Raw genomic sequence first — 19,395 nt, 5'->3', positions numbered from 1 at the left:
GGGTCGACGGTGGTGAACTCGACCCCCAAGGCGGCCAAGGCCGCTGGGGAAAAGGTCAGCGACGACGGCGAGGGCGGCGCCAAGATCGCCGAGTACCTGGTCGCCCAAAAGATCATCTAGCTCCCTGTCCGGCAAACGCCCCCTACCAAGACTTCGAGAAAGAGAACTCCCATGGCTGAAGTACTCGTGCTCGTCGAGCACTCCGAGGGCGCGGTGAAGAAGGTCACCACCGAGCTCATCACCGCCGCCCGCGCGCTGGGTGAACCGTCGGCCGTCGTGATCGGTGCCCCCGGTACCGCCGCACCCCTGGTCGGGGACCTCACCGCCGCCGGTGCGGCCAAGATCTACGTCGCCGAGTCCGCAGATGCGGAGAACTACCTGATCACGCCGTTCGTCGACGTGCTGGAGCAGCTGGTCGAGTCGGCCGGCCCTGCTGCGGTGCTGATGCCGGCCACCGCCGACGGCAAGGAGATCGCCGGCCGGCTGGCCGCGCGGATCGGCTCCGGTGTGCTCTCCGACGTGGTGGACATCCGCTCCGACGGCACCGCGGTGCACTCCATCTTCGGTGGTGCGTTCACCGTCGAGGCCAAGGTCAACGCCGAGGTGCCGGTGATCACCGTGCGCCCCGGCGCGATCGACGCCCAGCCCAGCCCCGGCGCGGGCGAGCAGGTCACCGTCGAGGTGCCCGCCCCGGGCCCCAACGCCGCCCGGATCACCGGCCGCAAGCCGGCCGTGGCCGGTGACCGACCGGAGCTCGCCGAGGCCGCCATCGTGGTCGCCGGCGGCCGAGGTGTGGGCAGCGCGGAGAAGTTCAGCGTCGTCGAGGAACTCGCCGACTCGATGGGCGCCGCCGTCGGCGCCTCCCGCGCGGCGGTGGACTCCGGCTACTACCCGGGCCAGTTCCAGGTGGGCCAGACCGGCAAGACGGTCTCCCCGCAGCTGTACATCGCGCTGGGCATCTCCGGGGCCATCCAGCACCGTGCCGGTATGCAGACCTCGAAGACCATCGTCGCGGTCAACAAGGACGAGGAAGCGCCCATCTTCGAGATCTCCGACTACGGAGTGGTGGGCGACCTGTTCAGCGTCACCCCGCAGCTGACCGACGCCATCAAGGCCCGCAAGGGCTAGGCACCTTTGCGCGAGCAGACGCAAAAGCCCCGCACGCCCAGGTCGGTTTCTAGGCGTGTCGGGGCCTTTTGCGTCTGCTGGTACGTCGCCAAAATCGCGATTCTAGAAAAGTACTTACAATCTAGACATGGCGCTCAGTATCAAAGATCCCGAAGCCGATCGGCTGGCGCGTGAACTGGCCAAACGTACCGGGGAGAGCCTGACGCAGGCCGTCGTGGTGGCCCTGCGAGAGCGACTTGCCCGCGAAACCGGGCGAACCAGCGCGATCCCGCTTCGCGACGAACTCGCCGCGATCCGCCGCCGCTGCGCGGCGCTGCCGTTAGTCGACAGCAGAACGGCTGAGCAGATCCTCGGATACGACGAGCACGGGCTCTGGGGCTGATGGTCATCGACACCTCTGCGCTGGTCGCCGTGCTCACCGACGAATCCGACGCCGAACGATTCGAGGCCGCCGTAGCCGACGATCCCGTCCGGCTGATGTCGGCCGCGTCCTGCCTTGAGACGGCCATCGTGGTCGAGGCCCGGTTTGGTGAGTTCGGAGGGCGCGAACTTGACCTCTGGCTGCATCGGGCCGCTGTCGATCTGGTTGCCGTTGATGCCGATCAGGTGCAGATTGCGCGGACGGCCTACCGCACGTACGGCAAGGGCCGCCACCGGGCCGGACTGAACTACGGGGACTGCTTCGCCTACGCGCTGTCCAAAGTCAGCGGCGAGGCCCTGCTCTTCAAGGGCGACGACTTTGCTCACACTGACATCGCAGCGGTGCCCCTGCCTTCCTGAGCCCGACGACCACCACCGGCGCGCCGGTATCCTGAACAGGCCATGAGCCAGAACCGGTCGGTGTATCTCGACCATGCAGCCACCACCCCGATGCATCAGCAGGCCATCGAGGCGATGGTCGCCGCCATGGCAGAGGTCGGCAACGCCTCCTCGCTGCACACCGCAGGCCGCGCGGCGCGCCGCCGGGTGGAGGAGGCCCGGGAGAGTCTGGCCGCCCGTCTCGGTGCCCGGCCCTCGGAGGTCATCTTCACCGCCGGCGGCACCGACAGCGACAACCTCGCTGTCAAGGGCATCTACTGGGCGCGCCGCGACGCCGACCCGACCCGCCGCCGGATCATCAGCACCGCCGTGGAGCACCACGCCGTCCTCGACGCCGTGGAGTGGCTGGCCGCCCACGAAGGCGCTGAGGTGACCTACCTGCCGTGCGACGCCGACGGGTCGGTGAGCCCGGCAGCACTGCGCGAGGTGCTCAGCGAGCACGACGACGTCGCCCTGGTCACCGTCATGTGGGCCAACAACGAAGTCGGTACCCTCATGCCGATTGCCGAATTGTCCTCTGTCGCAGCGGAATTCGGGGTTCCGATGCACAGCGACGCGGTCCAGGCCGTCGGGTCGGTGGCGCTGGACTTCGGCGCCGCCGGCCTGTCGGCGCTGAGCATCACCGCGCACAAGTTCGGCGGCCCGACCGGGGTGGGTGCGCTGCTGCTGCGCCGCGACACCGCCTGCGTGCCCCTGCTGCACGGCGGCGGTCAGGAACGCGACGTCCGCTCCGGCACCGTCGATGTGGCCGGGGCGGTGGCGATGGCCGCCGCCGCCGACATCGCCGTCGGCTCCCGGGAGTTCTCGGCCGCGCGGCTGAGTTCCCTGCGGGACAGGCTGATCGCCGGGGTGATGTCCTCGATCGACGACGTCGTGGTCAACGGCGCCGGCGGGGCGGGCCGGTTGCCGGGCAACGCCCACTTCACCTTCCGCGGCTGCGAGGGCGACTCGCTGCTAATGCTGTTGGACGCCAACGGGATCGAATGCTCCACTGGGTCGGCGTGCTCGGCCGGGGTCGCCCGAGCCTCCCACGTGCTGCTGGCGATGGGAGTCGACGCCGAGGCCGCCCGCGGGTCGCTGCGGCTGTCGCTGGGGCACACCAGCACCGACGAGGACGTCGACGCCGCCGTGGCGGTGTTGCCGGCCGCGGTTGACCGGGCCCGCCAGGCGGCGCTGGCCAGCACGTCGCGGGGGATCGCCCCGTGAGGGTGCTGGCCGCGATGAGTGGCGGGGTGGACTCCTCGGTGGCCGCAGCCCGGATGGTCGACGCCGGCCATGACGTGGTGGGTGTGCACCTGGCCCTGTCGCAGGCACCCGGCGCGCTGCGGACCGGGTCGCGCGGGTGCTGCTCGCGGGAAGACGCCGACGACGCCCGGCGGGTCGCCGACATCCTCAGAATCCCCTTCTATGTCTGGGATTTCGCCGACCAGTTCAAGGCCGACGTGATCGACGACTTCGTGTCCTCCTATGAGCGCGGCGAGACCCCGAACCCGTGCGTGCGCTGCAACGAGCGGATCAAGTTCTCGGCGTTGGCGGCCCGGGCGCTGGCGCTGGGCTTCGACGCGGTGGCCACCGGCCACTACGCCCGACTGTCGCAGGGCCGGCTGCGCCGGGCCGTCGACCGGGACAAGGACCAGTCCTATGTGCTGGGGGTGCTGACCGCCGAGCAGTTGCGGCATGCGGTGTTCCCGATCGGAGACACCTCCAAGCCGGCGATCCGGGAGGAAGCCGCCCGGCGCGGGCTGGCTGTGGCGAGCAAGCCCGACAGCCATGACATCTGCTTCATCCCCTCCGGTGACACCCGGGCGTTCCTGGGCGCGCGGATCGGGGTGCGGCCCGGTGCGGTGGTCGACGCCGATGGGCAGGTGCTGGCCCACCACGACGGGGTGCATGGCTTCACCATCGGCCAGCGCAAGGGCCTGGGCATCCCTGGTCCCGGCCCCGACGGGAACCCGCGTTACGTCACCGCCATCGACGCCGAGTCCGGCACCGTGCGGGTGGGCGGCGTCGAGGATCTCGACGTGTGGAGCCTGACTGGCCGGGATCCGGTGTTCACCGGCGGAACCGCGTTCGACGGGCTGATCGAGTGCGAGGTCCAGGTGCGTGCCCACGGCGGGATCGCCTCCGGGATAGCCGGTTTCGTCGACGATCTGCTGCACGTCGCCCTGCGCGCACCACTGCGCGGGGTGGCGGCCGGCCAGACGATGGTGGTCTACCGTACCGATCCTGACGGCGACGAAGTACTGGCCAGCGCGACGATCCGCTGAGGCGGCTTAGCTGTCCGGCGGTTCGGCGACCAGACCGTCGGACACCGCGACGAGCGGCCGCAGGTTCAACCTGATCGCCCCCGGAACGGGATGTCCAAGGTGAACACCAGCGCCAGCGCGATCGCCGACACCTCCGCCCATCCGGACATCAGGCAGGCCGGTCACAACGGCGGCAACGAGCGCGTTCGGTTGATTCGCTGCACGATCACGAGCACCGCTAGTGTCGCAGTGGACGCGGTGACTGATGCCCACGCCGGAACGGTTGTGCCTAGCGGTACCGCCGCGGCCATGACAAATCCGACTGCGAGGCGCGGTCCGTTGAGAACTTTGGTAGTGACGTACCCGAAGGCGACGGACGCCAGAAGGTAGATGGCAAGACCACCGAAAAACGCGGCCGCGATCTGATGGACGAAGGGGCGCGCCGGGTGGGCGACTGCGGACTCTAGGCCCAGGGCGAGGACAACCACCCCCACAACAAGGGGAAAATGCAGCAAGGAGTACGCCCGACGCGCAAGCTCGTTCTGCTCGACACCGGCCGGGGTGTTGACGAGGGCGTGTTCAGCGGCGGTTTCGGTGCCGTCGAAGTACACCGCCCACAGGCACGCGACGAAAGCCACTCCCGTCATCGCGACGAGCAGGGTGCGAGCACTGGCGTGGGCGGCGTCGGCACCGGCTCCGATTGACAGGATCGACTCGCCCATGGCGATGATGACGATCAGGCTGTAACGCTCAGCGAAGTGCCCGGCTGCCAACCTCCATCTCAACCGGGTGAAGACAGCCATGACATAGTCGGCGACGATCGCCAGGCTCCAGCAGACGTACCCCCACATACCATCGATGAAGGAACCCACGAAAAGCAGCGCCAGCGCGACAAAACCGCCAATGGCGTTGCGGTTCACAGCCGTCCGGAATGTGCTGTCCTGTCTGCTCGCTAACCGACCAAGGCCCATCTGCACCAGCCGGATGACGGCGTAGCCCGCGACGAAACTGTGAGCGAAGTCGGCGAAGGCACGCGGGATCGTGACGGCCATCATTAAGAACCCGCCCATAGCGGCGAATATCGACAACCGCACGACCGCCGAATTCGGGTTGAAGTCGCTGGCAAACCAGGAAAACTCCACCCATCCGCGCCAGAACAACGCCAGGGTGATGAGCGCATCACCCATGCCCTGCCAGCCACCCTGGGTGATCATGTAGTCGGTGCATTGGCTGAACCCCAAGACGAAGACCACGTCGAGAATTAGCTCAATCGGGGTGACGCGCTCGTCGCCGGTTCGGGCGAGCTTGAAGAACTTGCCGACCGTGTCCGTCATGCGATCCCCATCCCCTAACGGTCCATGAGTTCGGTCGCGTGAGTCAGCGGCTCGGTTGAAACCCGGACGTACCCGGTGATCGGATCTTTCAATTCATGAATGAGGAACATCGAAGAGGAAACCACCACCGAGGCGACCACCGTCATGAGGGCGACAACCGGACTCCGGGGCGAGCACAGTCCGAATGCCAGGAACTCCAGGACGAGCCACACCAGGACTGCGATCAGAAACACCTGGGGTAGCGGGGCGGGACGCACAGCCAAGGCCCAGCGCTGGTGCGCGCCGTCCGGATCGCCGATCAAATCGAGTGCGCGGGTGCGCAACTCTTTCTGCAACTCGGTGGCCGGTTTGAGGTTCGCCACCGCGGCGTAGACGTCCTCGGTCCAGCTCCGGACGATCGCGCCCGGGTGCGCGCCTGCGCCGGCGTCGTGGCTGTTCGAGCCGTCGAGATCCTCAGGCAGACGCTGCAGCATCTCTTTGAGCTGGTCACGGATCGGGTCCGCCGCGGGACCGTAGCTCTCGAAGAGGTCGCCGAGGTCTGCAGTGCCGATGGCCATTGACGCGATGGCGTTGTTGGCCTGGTCGAACTCAGCGGCCGACGAGGCGGTGACGATACCCAGGACGACGGCTGTCAGAGTCGCGGCGAGCCCGAGCGCTGATCCGCCAGCCAACGAGTTCGGGTCGTCCCCGGTCTTCGGCACGAACCGGGTGCGCAGCCGCCACCCCAGGGCGGCGGCACCCAGCGTGCCGACCAGGAGGAGGCCCGAAATGATCAGCGGTTGCATCGTGCGACTCCCTGCTCCATCGTGGGCGGATTCAGCCCAGGGAGGAGATGGTCGGGAAAGAGAAGATCACTACGCGACCGCGCCGGGGATGGAGGCGTTCTTCGCCCTCACCATCCCGCCGGTGCTGCAGCAAAGCACAACAGCGCCGCTGGGATGGCACCAACCTGCAACCAGCGGACCACTGGACACGATGGGGGGCATGCGGGACTCCTCACGGCAGGGACAAGGGGAAGGGTCTGAGTGCCGATTACGCCAGTAGGTTATAGCGGCGCTTCGCAATTCACAGACTTTTGCCAGGTGAAGAGCATTGGCCGCCATGCCGTGGTTTGCGAAGGTGCCTACCTTCGCGCGACTAACCGTGTCGCGCGGAGGTCGGCACTATTTCTGGATCGCCTCAACCCGCCTCGGTCGGACCGGTAGTTCCCCGGCGCCGCCGCCGCGTCGCGCGGCGATCTCCCCCACCCGGTCACGCACCAGGTACAGGTACCAGCCCCCGATCAGGGCCGGAGGCCCAGCGAGGCCACGTTCAGCACGATCTCGAATCGGCGGCGGAAGTCGCCGTTGCCCAGGCGCTGTCTTCGCAATGTTCGAGGTGAGGATTGAGTTGCGCGAGTTGCGTTGTCGGGTCGATTTCAACCCCATTGAGGACTGCGGCGAACGTCAACGAGCCAAACACGTCACTTTGGTGCCCCACCGCGGCGTCCGCATCAGCGTCCGGTCCGTTAGACCCAGCGGATGCGCGCAACCCCAGTAAATGGCGGCACGGCTGCCGGCCCGACGATGGCGGTCTACCGTGCCGACCCTGATGACGAGGAAGTGCTGGCCAGCGGAACGATCCCCGGCTTACATGTCCAGCGGTTCGGCGACCAGTCTGTCGGACGCCGCGACCAGCGGCCCCAGGTTCACACTGATCGCCCTGCGGAACGGGATGTCCAAGGTGAGTGCCGTGACCTGCCCGCGGGCCAGCAATGCCGGATCGTCGTCGGCGACCGCGAGGTAGCCGTCGAGGTCGCTGATGACTTGCGCGATGCCCAGCCTTGTCCGAGATCGACGTGGTGGCCCAGGCAGCTGCTGGGCCGAAGTCGCCTGTCGTCAACGGCTTCCTGGCCGGCGCGCACCGCCGACCACGTCATCGCCTGCGTAGTCGCCGCGGGATTGGAAATTCTGAGCTATAACGACCGCGTGCTTGGTAACCCGCCCCGAGCGTCTGATCTCGTCGCTCTGTGCACCGAGTTGGCCGCGAAGTCGGGGAGTTGGCTGGATTCGCCCTCGTGCCGCCTCAACCCGACTCAGTCGGCCGGGGGAGTTCCCCGGCGTCGCCACCACGTTGCGCGGCGATCTCCGACACCCGGTCACGCACCAGGTACCAGCCCCCGATCAACGCCGGAATCAGCACCACCAGGCCGCCGATCGTGATGGTGCCGACGGGATAGTTGAACGCCATTAGCACCAGCACCGACAGCAGGAAGGCCAGGGTCGCATAGCTGGTGTACGGCGCACCCCACATCCGGAACGACGGCCGCTCCATCCGGCCCTGCTGGGACCACCGGTAGAGCTGCAGTTGGCAGATGATGATGGTCGCCCACGACGACAGGATGCCCAGCGAGGCCACGTTCAGCACGATCTCGAAAGCCTGATCCGGGACGATGCTGTTCAGCAGCACCCCGAGCAGGCCGATCGAGGCGGTCAGCAGAATCCCGCCGTAGGGAACGCCCTGCCGCGACATCCGGCCGGTGAACGTCGGGGCGCTGCCGTTCATCGCCATCGAGCGCAGGATCCGGCCGGTGGAGTACAGGCCCGCGTTCAGGCTGGAGAAGGCGGCGGTCAGAACGACCAGATTCATCACCGTTCCGGCGCCCTCGATACCGATCTTGGAGAAGAACGTGACGAACGGGCTTTCCGACGGCGAGTAGGCCGTGTAGGGCAGCAGCAGCGCCAGCAGGAACAGCGACCCGACATAGAACAGCGCGATACGGGCGATGACGGAGTTGATCGCCCGGGGCATCACCTTCTCCGGCTCCTCGGTCTCGCCGGCGGCGATCCCGACGAGCTCCACTGCCGCATAGGCGAAGACGACCCCGGAGGTGACCAGCACCAGCGGCAGAACCCCGACCGGGAACAGGCCACCGTTGTTGTTGATCACCGAAAAGCCGGTGGGATTGCCGTCCACCGAATAGCGGCCGGCCAGGAAGATCGTGCCGGCGACAAGGAAGGTGACCAGGGCGATGACCTTGACCAGCGCCGCCCAGAATTCGAACTCCCCGAACAGAGCCACCGAGACCAGGTTCATCGCCAGCACGATGCCCAGGGCGATCAGGGCGATCAGCCACTGCGGGACATCCTTGAACACCCCCCAGAACTTGAAGAAGACCGCGATCGCCGTCGAGTCGACGATGGTCGTCACCGACCAGTTCAGGAAGTACATCCAGCCCGCGACAAAGGCTGCCTTCTCGCCGAGGAACTCCCGGGCGTAGGAGACGAAAGACCCCGTGGTCGGGCGGTGCAGCACGAGTTCGCCCATCGCCCGCAGGATGAAGAACACGAACACCCCGCAGACGCCGTAGACCAGGAACAGCCCGGGGCCGGCGCTGGCAAGCCGGCCGCCGGCGCCGAGGAACAGACCGGTACCGATCGCCCCGCCGATCGCGATCATCTGCAGTTGGCGGGGGCTGAGGCTCTTGTGATAGCCGGCGTCCTCGGCAGTCAGCGCCGACTGTCCCGGGATCGGATGAGCGGGCGTGGTGGTCATGACTGGCCGTCCTCGGGGTTCTGGCCGCCAGGGCTGTGCGGCGGGGCGGGCATATCCCGGAAGGTGAAAATGAAGCCGAAGGCGGCCACCGCTGCGGCGGCCGCGTAGCCGATGATCGAGTACCAACCCACATGCAGGTAGGCGGTCACCGCCACGACGACCATGGCCAGGAAGACCATGGACATCCCGATCAGCGGCGTCTTGGCCTTGAAATCGACGAGCCGCATAAGTTCGGGTCTCCCTCGGGCTGGAAAAAGCGGTGTTTGGCAGTACACACCGGACGTGGGACCCAGACTGTGCAGGAAACACGTAATTTTCCTGGAAGTAACAACACCTTGGTGGGATTGGCTGCTGTGGGAATCAGAGTCGGAATCGAGCACCGCACCAGCTACACATTCGACCGACTCGTCGATGTGCACCCCCATGTGGTGAGGCTGCGACCGGCCCCGCACACCCGCACCCCGATCGAGGCGTACTCGCTGGAGGTCGAACCTGCCGACCACTTCATCAACTGGCAGCAGGACGCCTTCGGGAATTTCTTGGCGCGCTTGGTCTTTCCCAATCCCACCCGCAAGCTGAGCATCAACGTGGGCCTGATCGCCGACATGAAGGTGATCAACCCCTTCGACTTCTTCATCGAGGAGTACGCCGAGACGATGCCGTTCAGCTACCCCGCCGCACTTGGGGAAGATCTGGAGGCCTATCTGCGGCCGGTGGACGACGGCGCCGAGGGGGACGGTCCCGGGGAGGTGCTGCGGGCGTGGGTGGATGCGCACCGCTGGGCGCCCGGAATCCGCACGATCGACTTCCTGGTCGGGCTCAACGGTGCCGTCGCCACCGACATCAACTACAGCGTGCGGATGGAACCGGGCGTGCAGACCCCCGAGCACACCCTGCGGACCAAGATCGGGTCATGCCGGGACTCGGCCTGGTTGCTCGTGTCGGCGTTGCGGCAGTTCGGCCTGGCCGCGCGGTTCGTGTCGGGGTATCTGGTGCAACTGACCTCCGACGTGGAAGCCATCGACGGGCCCTCCGGTCCGGTGGCCGACTTCACCGACCTGCATGCCTGGACCGAGGTCTACGTTCCCGGGGCGGGCTGGATCGGGCTGGATCCGACCTCGGGCCTGTTCGCCGGGGAGGGGCACATTCCCCTAGCCGCCACCCCGCACCCGTCCTCGGCGGCCCCGATCAGTGGCACCACCGGAGTCGCCGAGACCACCTTCGAGTTCTCCAACACCGTCACCCGGATCCACGAGGATCCCCGGGTCACGCTGCCCTACACCGACACGGCCTGGGCGGCGATCACCGCACTGGGGGAGCAGGTCGACGCCCGCCTTGCGGCCGGCGACGTGCGGTTGACGATCGGCGGGGAACCCACGTTCGTCTCGATCGACGATCAGGTCGCACCGGAATGGACCACCGAGGCCGACGGTCGGCATAAGCGGAAGCTGGCCTCGGTGCTGACCGCGATGCTGAAATCGGAGTGGGCGCCGCACGGACTGGTCCAGCGCAGCCAGGGCAAGTGGTATCCCGGAGAACCGCTGCCGCGCTGGCAGATCGGGCTGCACTGGCGCCGCGACGGGCAACCGCTGTGGCACAACAGCAACCTGCTGGCCGACCCCTGGAACGGGCCGGCCGCCACCGCGGATCCCGGCGCCGCCGAACGACTGCTGGCGGCGGTGGCCTGCGGGCTGGGCCTGCCCGGCAGCCAGGTGCGGCCGGCGTTCGAGGATCCGCTGGCCCGGCTGGCGGCGGCGGTGCGCAGACCGCTCGGCGCGCCGGTGGATCCCGCCGACGATCCGGGGGACGACACCGGCCGCACGGCGCTGCTCGACCGGCTGGAGCAGCCGGCCGGCGAGCCCGCGGCCTGGGTGCTGCCGCTGCATCGGCGCGAGGACGACGCGGGCTGGTCAAGTGCGGACTGGCGGTTGCGCCGCGGCCGGATCGTGCTGCTCGACGGCGATTCCCCGGCCGGCCTGCGGCTCCCGCTGGACTCGATCAGCTGGCGTCCGCCGCCGCCGAGCTTCCCGGCCGATCCGTTGGCCGACCCGGCGGAGTTGGCCGATGCCCCCGATCAGACCGAGGCCGACGTCGAGGACGCCGAGAAGGCGCCCGTCACCGCACTGGTCGCCGAGGTCCGCGACGCTCTGCTGTATGTCTTCCTGCCGCCGACCGACGCGCTGGAACACTTCGTCGATCTGGTCGGCCGGGTCGAGGCCGCCGCCGCCGAGGTGGGCACCCCGGTGGTGGTGGAAGGGTACGGGCCGCCGCCGGACGGGCGGCTGAACTCGATGTCGATCACCCCCGACCCCGGCGTCATCGAGGTCAACGTCACACCCACCGCCAGCTTCACCGAGCAGTGCGCCCAGCTGCAGACCCTCTACGAAAAGGCGCGGCTGGCGCGGCTGTCCACCGAATCCTTCGACCTCGACGGCACCCACGGCGGCACCGGGGGCGGCAACCACATCACCCTGGGCGGGATCACCCCCGCCGATTCACCGATGCTGCGCCGGCCCGACCTGCTGGTGTCGCTGCTGACCTACTGGCAGCGCCACCCGTCGCTGTCCTACCTGTTCGCGGGCCGGTTCATCGGCACCACCTCGCAGGCACCGCGGGTGGACGAGGGGCGCGCCGAGGCCCTTTACGAGTTGGAGATCGCCTTCGCCGAGATCGCCCGGCTCGCCTCCGCGGGGCCCCCCCAGGCTCCCGCCGATGGTCGCTCCGCAAGCGTCGCTCCCGCCGATGGTCGCTCCGCAAGCGTCGCTCCCGCCGATGGTCGCTCCGCAAGCGTCGCTCCGTGGATCGCCGACCGGGCGCTGCGTCACCTGCTGACCGACATCACCGGCAACACCCACCGCGCGGAGTTCTGCATCGACAAGCTCTACAGCCCGGACGGGCCCCGCGGCCGGCTCGGACTGCTGGAACTGCGCGGCTTCGAGATGCCCCCGCACTACCAGATGGCGATGGTCCAGTCCCTGCTGGTGCGGTCGCTGGTCGCCCGGTTCTGGGACGACCCGCTGCGCGCCCCGCTGATCCGGCACGGGATGAACCTGCACGGCCGATACTTACTGCCGCACTTCATCATTCACGACATCGCCGATGTCGCGGCCGATCTGCGGGCACACGGGATCGACTTCGACACCAGCTGGTTCGACCCATTCACCGAATTCCGGTTCCCCCGGATCGGAACGGCGGTGTTCGACCACGTCGAGATCGAACTGCGCGGTGCCATCGAGCCGTGGTACACCCTCGGGGAGGAGTCGACCTCGACCGGGATGGCCCGCTATGTCGACTCCTCGGTCGAGCGGATCCAGGTCCGAACGATCGGCGCCGACCGGCAGCGGCATCTGGTCACCTGCAACGGCCAGCCGATCCCCATGCTCGCCACCGACAACCCCGATGTTCTGGTCGGCGGGGTGCGCTACCGGGCGTGGCAGCCGCCCAGCGCGCTGCACCCCAGCATCACCGTCGACTCGCCCCTGCGGTTCGAGTTGGTCGACCTGGCCACCGGCACCTCCCGCGGCGGCTGTACCTACCACGTCACCCACCCCGGCGGACGCGCCTACGACGATCCGCCGGTCAACGCGGTGGCCGCCGAGTCGCGGCGAGGCAGCCGGTTCGAGGCGCACGGATTCACCCCGGGCGCTATCGACATCGCCGCGCTCAAGGAGAAGCAGTCGCGCCAATCCACCGATGTCGGTGCGCCTGGCATCCTTGACCTTCGCCGAGTGCGTACCGTGCTGCTCTGATTAGGTAATCAGGGAAGTTAGGTAATCAGGGAAGCCGACGGCCGGGTAGGGCAGGAGGAGGGTGCGGTGCCACTGTCGACCACCGACCCCGATCGGCTGCTGGAGGGCTACCGCGCCACCCGCGCCCAGGAAACGCTGTTCGACGTGCGGGGCCCCGGCCCGACGGTCGGCGCGTTCGGTGCCACCGGCCACGACGAGTTTGTCGACGCCTCCGGTGAGGTCCGGCCGGCGTGGCGGGAATTCGCCGACCTGCTGGGCGAACGCGGCCGCGACGGGATGGAACGGCTGCAGGACGTGCTGGGCCGTCTGGTCGACGACGACGGCATCACTTACATCGAAATCGACCCGCACGGCGAGGCGGTCACCGACAGCAACGGTATGGCCATGCCCGGCCCGTGGCATCTCGACGGCATACCGCTGCTGGTCACCGCCGCCGAGTGGCAGACCCTGGAAGCCGGGTTGGTGCAACGCTCGCGTCTGCTCGACGCCGTCCTGCGCGATCTCTACGGCAACCAGCGCTCACTGACCAGCGGCATCCTGCCGCCTTCCCTGCTCTACGGTCACCCCGGATACCTCCGTGCGGTCCGCGGCGTCGACGACCCCGCCGGCAACCACCTGTTCATGCTCGGCTGCGACGTCAGTCGCGGCGCCGACGGCGGGTTCCTGGTTAACCGGGACTGGACGCAGGCGCCGTCCGGCGCGGGCTATGCGCTGGCCGACCGCCGGGTGGTCTCCCGGGCGCTGCCGGAGTTCTACGAACGGATCCGGCCGAGGCCTGCGTCGCCGTTCGCCCAGGCGCTGCGACTGGCCCTGATCGACGCCGCCCCCGAGGCCGCCGAGGATCCGGTCGTGGTGGTGCTCAGTCCCGGCATCTACTCCGAGACCGCGTTCGATCAGGCCTACCTGGCCACCGCGCTGGGCTTCCCGCTGGTCGAGAGCGCCGATCTGGTGGTCCGGGACGGCAAACTGTGGATGCGTTCGCTGGGAACCCTCAAACGCGTCGACGTGGTGTTGCGGCGCGTCGACGCCGAATACGTCGACCCGCTGGATCTGCGGCCCGATTCGCGCCTCGGGGTGGCCGGTCTGGTCGAAGCTCAGCGGCGCGGCACGGTGACCGTGGTCAACGGCCTCGGCAGCGGCATCGTGGAAAGCCCGGGCCTGCAACGCTTTCTGCCGGAACTCTCGGAGTTGCTGCTGGGCGAGAAGCCCCTTCTGGACTGTCCGGCGTCGTACTGGGCCGGTGATCCCACGGAACGCTCGCACATCCTGGCCCGGCTGTCCTCCCTGCTGATCAAGTCCACCGTCGATGCCCAGACCATCGTGGGGCCGACGCTGTCGGCCGCCCAGTGCGCGGAACTGGCGGCCCGGATCGACGCCGCGCCCTGGCAGTGGGTGGGCCAGGAACTACCCCAGTTCTCCACCGCACCCACCGACCACTACCCGGGCGGCCTGTCGGCGGCCAGTGTCGGGCTTCGGCTGTTCACCGTCGCTCAGCGCGGCGGATACGCACCGATGGTGGGCGGCCTCGGCTATGTGCTGGCACCGGGGCCGGGTGCCTTCCGGCTGAAAACCTCTGCCGCCAAGGACATCTGGGTCCGACCACCGGCTCGTGCCGCTGCGGAGCATGTGATCACCGTGCCGTCGGTAAAGCTGCCGAGCGGCACCGAGTTCATCAGTTCCCCCCGCGTACTGTCTGACCTGTTCTGGATCGGCCGGTACGCCGAGCGCAGCGAGGGCCTGGCGCGCCTGCTCATCGCCACCCGCGAGCGCTATCACGAATACCGCAACCGCCGCGACGTCGAGGGCAGCGAATGTCTGCCGGTCCTGCTCGCCGCACTCGGCCAGATCACCGGCGACGACGCACTGGCCGGCGGACCGTCCGACGATGTGGTCACCGCCGCACCGCACATGTTGTGGGCGCTGACCGCTGACCGGCTGTGTCCGGGATCGCTGGCCCACTCGATCGAGGGACTCGCCCTGGCCGCGCGGGCGGTGCGCGACCAGATGTCCAACGACACCTGGATGGTGCTCGGCGCGGTCGAACGGGCGCTGGCCGATCTTCCCGAACCCCGCCGCTCCGGGCAGCCTGGGCGCCGACCCGTGGACGACACCGCGATGGCCGCCGCGCAACAGCGGACACTGGCCGGCATGCTCGCGCTGTCGGGGATGGCCGCCGAGTCGATGATCCGCGATGCGGGCTGGACGATGATGGACATCGGTAAACGGATCGAGCGCGGCCTTGCACTGACCGCCCTGCTGCGCGCCACGCTGACCCGCCGGCGCACTCCCGGCGCCGAACAGACCATCACCGACTCGGTGCTGGTGGCTTGCGAGTGCTCGGTGATCTACCGGCGGCAGAACCTGGGCCAGGCCAGCGTCGCCGCGGTGGCCGATCTGCTGCTGTTCGACGGCACCAATCCCAGATCCCTGGTCTACCAACTGGATCAGCTGCGCGCCGATCTGCGGTCGCTACCGGGGGCGTCGGGATCGTCGCGGCCGGAGCGGCTGGTCGAGGAGATCAGCGTGCGGCTGCGCCGGCTGGATCCCGAAGAACTCGAACACGCCGACGGAACCGGCTTGCGCTTCGAGTTCGACGGCCTGCTCAGCGGGATGTACGCCGCCCTGAGGGACCTCTCCGACGTCATCACCCGCACCCAGCTGTCGCTGCCCGGGGACATGCAGCCGCTGTGGGGCCCCAGCCAGCGGCGGGTGCTGCCGTGAGCGGCGCCGTCGCGGCGCCGTCGCGGCGCTACCGGGTCGTGCATCGCACCGAATACCGGTACTCCGATGTGGTGACCAGTTCCTACGGCCGCGCCCACCTGACACCCCGCGACGGCACCCGGCAACGCTGCCGGTCCTTCACACTCGACATCGACCCCCAGCCGGCGGACCGCTCCACCAGCCGGGACGGGTACGGCAACATCAGCTCCTATTTCCATGTCACCGAACGGCACCGGGCCCTGTCGGTGGTGGGGACCGCCGTCGTCGACGTCGATGCGCCCCCGTCGCAGCTCTATGAGTCCGGGGCCGCCCTGCAGCCCTGGGAGTCCGTCCGGCCAGACGGCCTCGACGGGGTCCTGGCGGCGGACTTCGCGATGGACTTGCGGCCGCCGGAGATCACCGACTCGGTGCGGCAGTACGCGGCCCCGAGCTTTGTGCCCAGCCGCCCCCTGATCGCGGTGATCCGGGATCTCAACGCGCGGATTTTCGCCGACTTCACCTACCGATCCGGGTCGACCACGGTCTCAACCGGTGTCGCTGAGGTTTTACAGGCCGGGGAGGGGGTATGCCAGGATTTCGCCCGGCTGGCGATCGCCTGCCTGCGGGCCAACGGTCTGGCGGCCAGTTACGTGTCGGGATACCTCGCGACCGACCCGCCGCCCGGAAAGGAACGGATGCTCGGCGTCGACGCCACCCATGCCTGGGCCGCGGTGTGGACCCCGGACAACCACTGGCTGGGATTCGACCCGACCAACGACGCTCTGGTCGACGAGCGGTACATCACCGTGGGCTGGGGCCGGGACTACGCCGACGTACCGCCGCTGCGGGGCATCATCTTCACCGACTCGGAGTACAGCGCGATCGAGGTGTCGGTGGACGTCGCCCCGTTCGACGGTGTCGTCTCTGACGATGTGCCCGATGCGTGATTTCACCTGCCCCACCTGCGGTCAGCACCTGGCTTTCGAGAACTCGGTCTGCCTGTCCTGCGGCAGCGCGGTCGGATTCTCCCTGCAGGACATGGCATTTCTGGTGATCACCCCGGCCGGTGAGGCCGGACACGGTGGCGCCGTGCCTGCCCGCCACTATCAGCTGTGCGCGAATCTGCATCTGGCCAAATGCAATTGGCTGGTGGAGGTGCATCCCGTCCGGCAGTTGTGCGCATCATGCGCGCTGACCCGCACCCGGCCGACGGACGCTGACGAGGCCGGTCTGACGTCCTTCGCCGAGGCCGAAGCGGCCAAACGGCGGCTGATCGCCGAACTGTGCGAACTGCAGTTGCCGATCGTCGATCGCCACCGCGATCCGGGCTATGGATTGGCCTTCGACCTGCTGTCCAGTGCCACCGAGAAGGTGTTCACCGGTCACGAAAATGGAGTCATCACCGTCGATCTCGCCGAAGGTGACGATGTTCACCGGGAACAGTTGCGCGTCGCCATGGACGAGCCCTACCGCACCCTGCTCGGCCATTTCCGCCACGAGATCGGGCACTACTACTTCTACCGCCTCGTGGCCGGCTTCCCGGACCGCTTGGAGGCTTTCCGGCGGCTGTTCGGCGACCCCGACGCGGACTATCAGGTGGCGGTTGACCGTCACTACAGCCAGGGCCCGCCCACCGGTTGGCAGCACTCCCACGTGTCCTCCTACGCCGCGATGCACCCGGCTGAGGACTGGGCCGAGACGTTCGCGCACTACCTGCACATCCGCAGCACGCTGGACACCGCCGCAGCCTTCGGCCTGGCACCGGCAACCGCGACCTACCAGCGCCGGGTCCTGGGCCCGAGTGGTTTTGACACCATCATCGACATGTGGCTGCCGCTGGCCTGGTCGCTGAACATGGTGAACCGCTCGATGGGCAAGGCCGATCTCTACCCGTTCCTGCTGCCGGTGCCGGTACTGGAGAAGATGCGGCTCATCCACACCGTGATCGACGAAACCGCCGCGACTCGATGAGCATTCTCGCCGCCGGCACCGGGATCGGCTCCTGGCCGGGCGCCTCGGCCCGCCACGCCGCCGAGGTCGTCGTCGGTGAACTGCCTGCCCTGCCCTACCTGCCCGAACTACCCGCCCGCGGGCTGGGGGCGGACATGATCGGCCGCGCCGGGGCGCTGCTGGTCGACATCGCCATCGACACCGTGCCGCGCGGATACCGGATCGCGGCCCGGCCGAGTTCGATCACCCGGCGGGCCGCCAGCCTGCTCGAAGAGGACCTCGACGCCCTCGAGGAGGCCTGGGAGAAGGCGGGCGGATCCGACGGCGGCCGCACCGTCAAGGTTCAGGCGCCGGGCCCGATCACGCTGGCCGCGCAACTGGAATTGCCCAATGGACACCGGGCGATCACCGACGCCGGGGCGGTCCGGGATCTGGGCGCCTCGCTGGCCGAGGGAATGGCCGTCCACCGCGCCGCGTTGGCCCGTCGGCTCGCCGCGCCGGTGGTGGTGCAGTTCGACGAACCGCTGCTGCCCGCGGCGCTGGCCGGCCGGCTCACCGGCGTGACGGCGTTCACGCCGGTGCACCCGGTGGACGAGACCGTCGCGATCGGTCTGCTCGACGGGTGCGCCGAACGGGTCGGCGGTGAGGTGCTGCTGCACAGCTGCGCGGCCGGGCTGCCGTGGAAACTGCTGCAGCGCAGCGCAATCAGCGCGGTCTCGGTGGACGTCTCGACGCTGGATGCCCAGGGCCTCGATGGTCTGGGCGAGTTCGTCGACTCCGGCCGCGGCGTGGTCCTGGGTGTGGTGCCTTCGCTCGCGCCCGAGCGGGCCCCGTCGCCGGAGGAACTGGCCGCCTCCGTAGCGGCCGTCACCGACCGGCTGGGAATCCCGCGCGCTCTGCTCGCCGACCGGGTCGGCATCAGCCCGGCGTGCGGGCTGGCCGGCGCCACCGAAGCCTGGGCACGGGCAGCCACTCTTCTGACCCGACGGGTCGCGGCGGTGATCGCCGACGACCCCGGGATGCCCGCGCGGTAGTTAGCCGGGACGTTACGTCTCGCGGAGAGTGACCTTTGTCCCTAGCTGCCGCGGGCTCGGCCGGTCTTAGCTGGGTGAAAGCGACCACAAGTCCGTCGGACGACGGACGGCGCTCATTAATACGGGGGGTTTCATCATGCGGGCTTCTGCTGAGGGCAACCAGAAGGTCACGGTAACGGGAAGCCGGTCGGGGGGGCGTGTACGTCCGGTGGTGACCCCGCGGGGTTCGTCGCAGGCTGGCGCCGGGGGCTCGGGTTCGGTCTCGGGGTACGCGCGGTATGTGGGCCGGGTGGGTGTGTTGGCGGTGACGCTGGGTGTGGGTGCTGCGGTGGTGGCGATGCCGGCCGCGTTTGCCGATACGCGGGGGTCGGGGGGGTCGAGTGGGTCCTCGGATGCGGGGGCCGTGGAGGGGTCTGCGGTTTCGGGGTCGGTTTCGGGGGCCGCGCGGGCTTCGGTGCCGCGGTCTGCGCGGGGCGTTGCGGATGACAGCGTTGCGGATGACAGCGCTGCTGACGAGGGTCGTTCTGAGCCCGGGGTTGTTGATGCGGGGGCCGCTGATGCAGGCCCTGATGCGACCGGTGTCGGGGTGAGTGAGCCGCGGCGGGAGGGCCGCGAGCGTGGTGCTGCCCGGCGGGGTGGCCGCGGTGGGGACGAACGGGGTGCGGCTCGGGCGGCCGGGAGTGCAGCACTGCCCGCATCAGCGCCCGCCGACGGCGACCTCGCCACCTCAACGCCCGCCCCGGCGGCGGCCGGTGGCCCGGTGGTGGCGGCCCCGGTGGCCGGCGGGGTGCCGCTGCCGGCGCCGGCGGTGGCTGGTGGAGCACCGCAACCGGCGGCGGTGGCGCCGGTCGGGGGTACGGGTGCGGTGCCAGCGGTGTCGTCGGTGTCGCCGGGGGTGGGG

General features: G+C 68.9%; 16 protein-coding genes and 1 pseudogene. 12 read left to right on the top strand and 5 right to left on the bottom strand.

The window, feature by feature from the left end; all coding sequences use genetic code 11:
- The 6 genes and pseudogenes from ADBZ5N_RS09390 to mnmA all read left to right on the top strand — a co-directional run.
- Positions 1-120: pseudogene (locus ADBZ5N_RS09390) on the top strand (electron transfer flavoprotein subunit beta); the annotation flags it as partial.
- Positions 121-171: 51 nt separating this feature from the next.
- Entirely contained in the window at positions 172-1,128 is a 957-nt protein-coding gene (locus ADBZ5N_RS09385) for an electron transfer flavoprotein subunit alpha/FixB family protein (protein ID WP_526257219.1), read from the top strand.
- A gap of 127 nt (positions 1,129-1,255) precedes the next feature.
- Complete coding sequence (locus tag ADBZ5N_RS09380) at positions 1,256-1,510, top strand: type II toxin-antitoxin system VapB family antitoxin (protein WP_526257218.1); 255 nt, start codon at positions 1,256-1,258, stop codon at positions 1,508-1,510.
- Positions 1,510-1,908 carry a type II toxin-antitoxin system VapC family toxin gene (locus tag ADBZ5N_RS09375; RefSeq protein WP_526257217.1) on the top strand — a complete coding sequence of 133 codons (399 nt, stop codon included), beginning with the start codon at positions 1,510-1,512 and terminating at the stop codon, positions 1,906-1,908. Before ADBZ5N_RS09380 ends, ADBZ5N_RS09375 begins: the two co-directional genes overlap by 1 nt.
- Before the next feature lie 42 nt (positions 1,909-1,950).
- A complete protein-coding gene (locus ADBZ5N_RS09370; RefSeq protein WP_526257216.1) occupies positions 1,951-3,153 on the top strand; it encodes a cysteine desulfurase family protein in 1,203 nt (400 codons plus the stop codon).
- Positions 3,150-4,214 carry a tRNA 2-thiouridine(34) synthase MnmA gene (mnmA, locus tag ADBZ5N_RS09365; RefSeq protein WP_526257215.1) on the top strand — a complete coding sequence of 355 codons (1,065 nt, stop codon included), beginning with the start codon at positions 3,150-3,152 and terminating at the stop codon, positions 4,212-4,214. The genes ADBZ5N_RS09370 and mnmA overlap by 4 nt, the downstream gene beginning before the upstream one ends.
- Positions 4,215-4,375: 161 nt before the next feature.
- On the opposite strand, the gene ADBZ5N_RS09360 is transcribed toward mnmA, so the two are convergent.
- The 5 genes from ADBZ5N_RS09360 to ADBZ5N_RS09340 form a co-directional block, all read right to left on the bottom strand.
- A complete protein-coding gene (locus ADBZ5N_RS09360; RefSeq protein ID WP_526257214.1) occupies positions 4,376-5,527 on the bottom strand; it encodes a low temperature requirement protein A in 1,152 nt (383 codons plus the stop codon).
- Positions 5,528-5,541: 14 nt separating this feature from the next.
- Positions 5,542-6,312, bottom strand: coding sequence for a bestrophin-like domain (locus ADBZ5N_RS09355; RefSeq protein ID WP_526257213.1), 771 nt, complete (start codon positions 6,310-6,312; stop codon positions 5,542-5,544).
- A gap of 843 nt (positions 6,313-7,155) precedes the next feature.
- Positions 7,156-7,281, bottom strand: a complete 126-nt coding sequence (locus tag ADBZ5N_RS09350; RefSeq protein WP_526257212.1) for a hypothetical protein — start codon at positions 7,279-7,281, stop codon at positions 7,156-7,158.
- 310 nt (positions 7,282-7,591) lie between these two features.
- Positions 7,592-9,061 (bottom strand): amino acid permease, encoded by a 1,470-nt coding sequence (locus tag ADBZ5N_RS09345; RefSeq protein ID WP_526257211.1) that lies wholly within the window; start codon positions 9,059-9,061, stop codon positions 7,592-7,594.
- Positions 9,058-9,288 (bottom strand): hypothetical protein, encoded by a 231-nt coding sequence (locus tag ADBZ5N_RS09340; RefSeq protein WP_526257210.1) that lies wholly within the window; start codon positions 9,286-9,288, stop codon positions 9,058-9,060. The genes ADBZ5N_RS09345 and ADBZ5N_RS09340 overlap by 4 nt, the downstream gene beginning before the upstream one ends.
- A 126-nt stretch (positions 9,289-9,414) precedes the next feature.
- Here ADBZ5N_RS09340 and ADBZ5N_RS09335 point away from each other — a divergent pair, with 126 nt between their 5' ends.
- The 6 genes from ADBZ5N_RS09335 to ADBZ5N_RS09310 all read left to right on the top strand — a co-directional run.
- Positions 9,415-12,810, top strand: a complete 3,396-nt coding sequence (locus ADBZ5N_RS09335) for a transglutaminase family protein (protein ID WP_526257209.1) — start codon at positions 9,415-9,417, stop codon at positions 12,808-12,810.
- Positions 12,811-12,876: 66 nt separating this feature from the next.
- Entirely contained in the window at positions 12,877-15,531 is a 2,655-nt protein-coding gene (locus tag ADBZ5N_RS09330) for a circularly permuted type 2 ATP-grasp protein (RefSeq protein WP_526257208.1), read from the top strand.
- Positions 15,528-16,457, top strand: a complete 930-nt coding sequence (locus ADBZ5N_RS09325; RefSeq protein WP_526257207.1) for a transglutaminase-like domain-containing protein — start codon at positions 15,528-15,530, stop codon at positions 16,455-16,457. Before ADBZ5N_RS09330 ends, ADBZ5N_RS09325 begins: the two co-directional genes overlap by 4 nt.
- Positions 16,450-17,481, top strand: coding sequence for a zinc-binding metallopeptidase family protein (locus ADBZ5N_RS09320; protein ID WP_526257206.1), 1,032 nt, complete (start codon positions 16,450-16,452; stop codon positions 17,479-17,481). Before ADBZ5N_RS09325 ends, ADBZ5N_RS09320 begins: the two co-directional genes overlap by 8 nt.
- A complete protein-coding gene (locus ADBZ5N_RS09315) occupies positions 17,478-18,494 on the top strand; it encodes a uroporphyrinogen decarboxylase/cobalamine-independent methonine synthase family protein (protein ID WP_526257205.1) in 1,017 nt (338 codons plus the stop codon). Before ADBZ5N_RS09320 ends, ADBZ5N_RS09315 begins: the two co-directional genes overlap by 4 nt.
- A gap of 586 nt (positions 18,495-19,080) precedes the next feature.
- A partial coding sequence (locus tag ADBZ5N_RS09310) for a hypothetical protein (RefSeq protein ID WP_526257204.1) occupies positions 19,081-19,395 on the top strand: 315 nt, incomplete at its 3' end.

The organism is Mycobacterium sp., assembly GCF_044370595.1.
Lineage (GTDB): Bacteria > Actinomycetota > Actinomycetes > Mycobacteriales > Mycobacteriaceae > Mycobacterium.
Note: the sequence above shows the minus strand (reverse complement) of the source record. Positions and strands in the feature narration are given on the sequence as shown.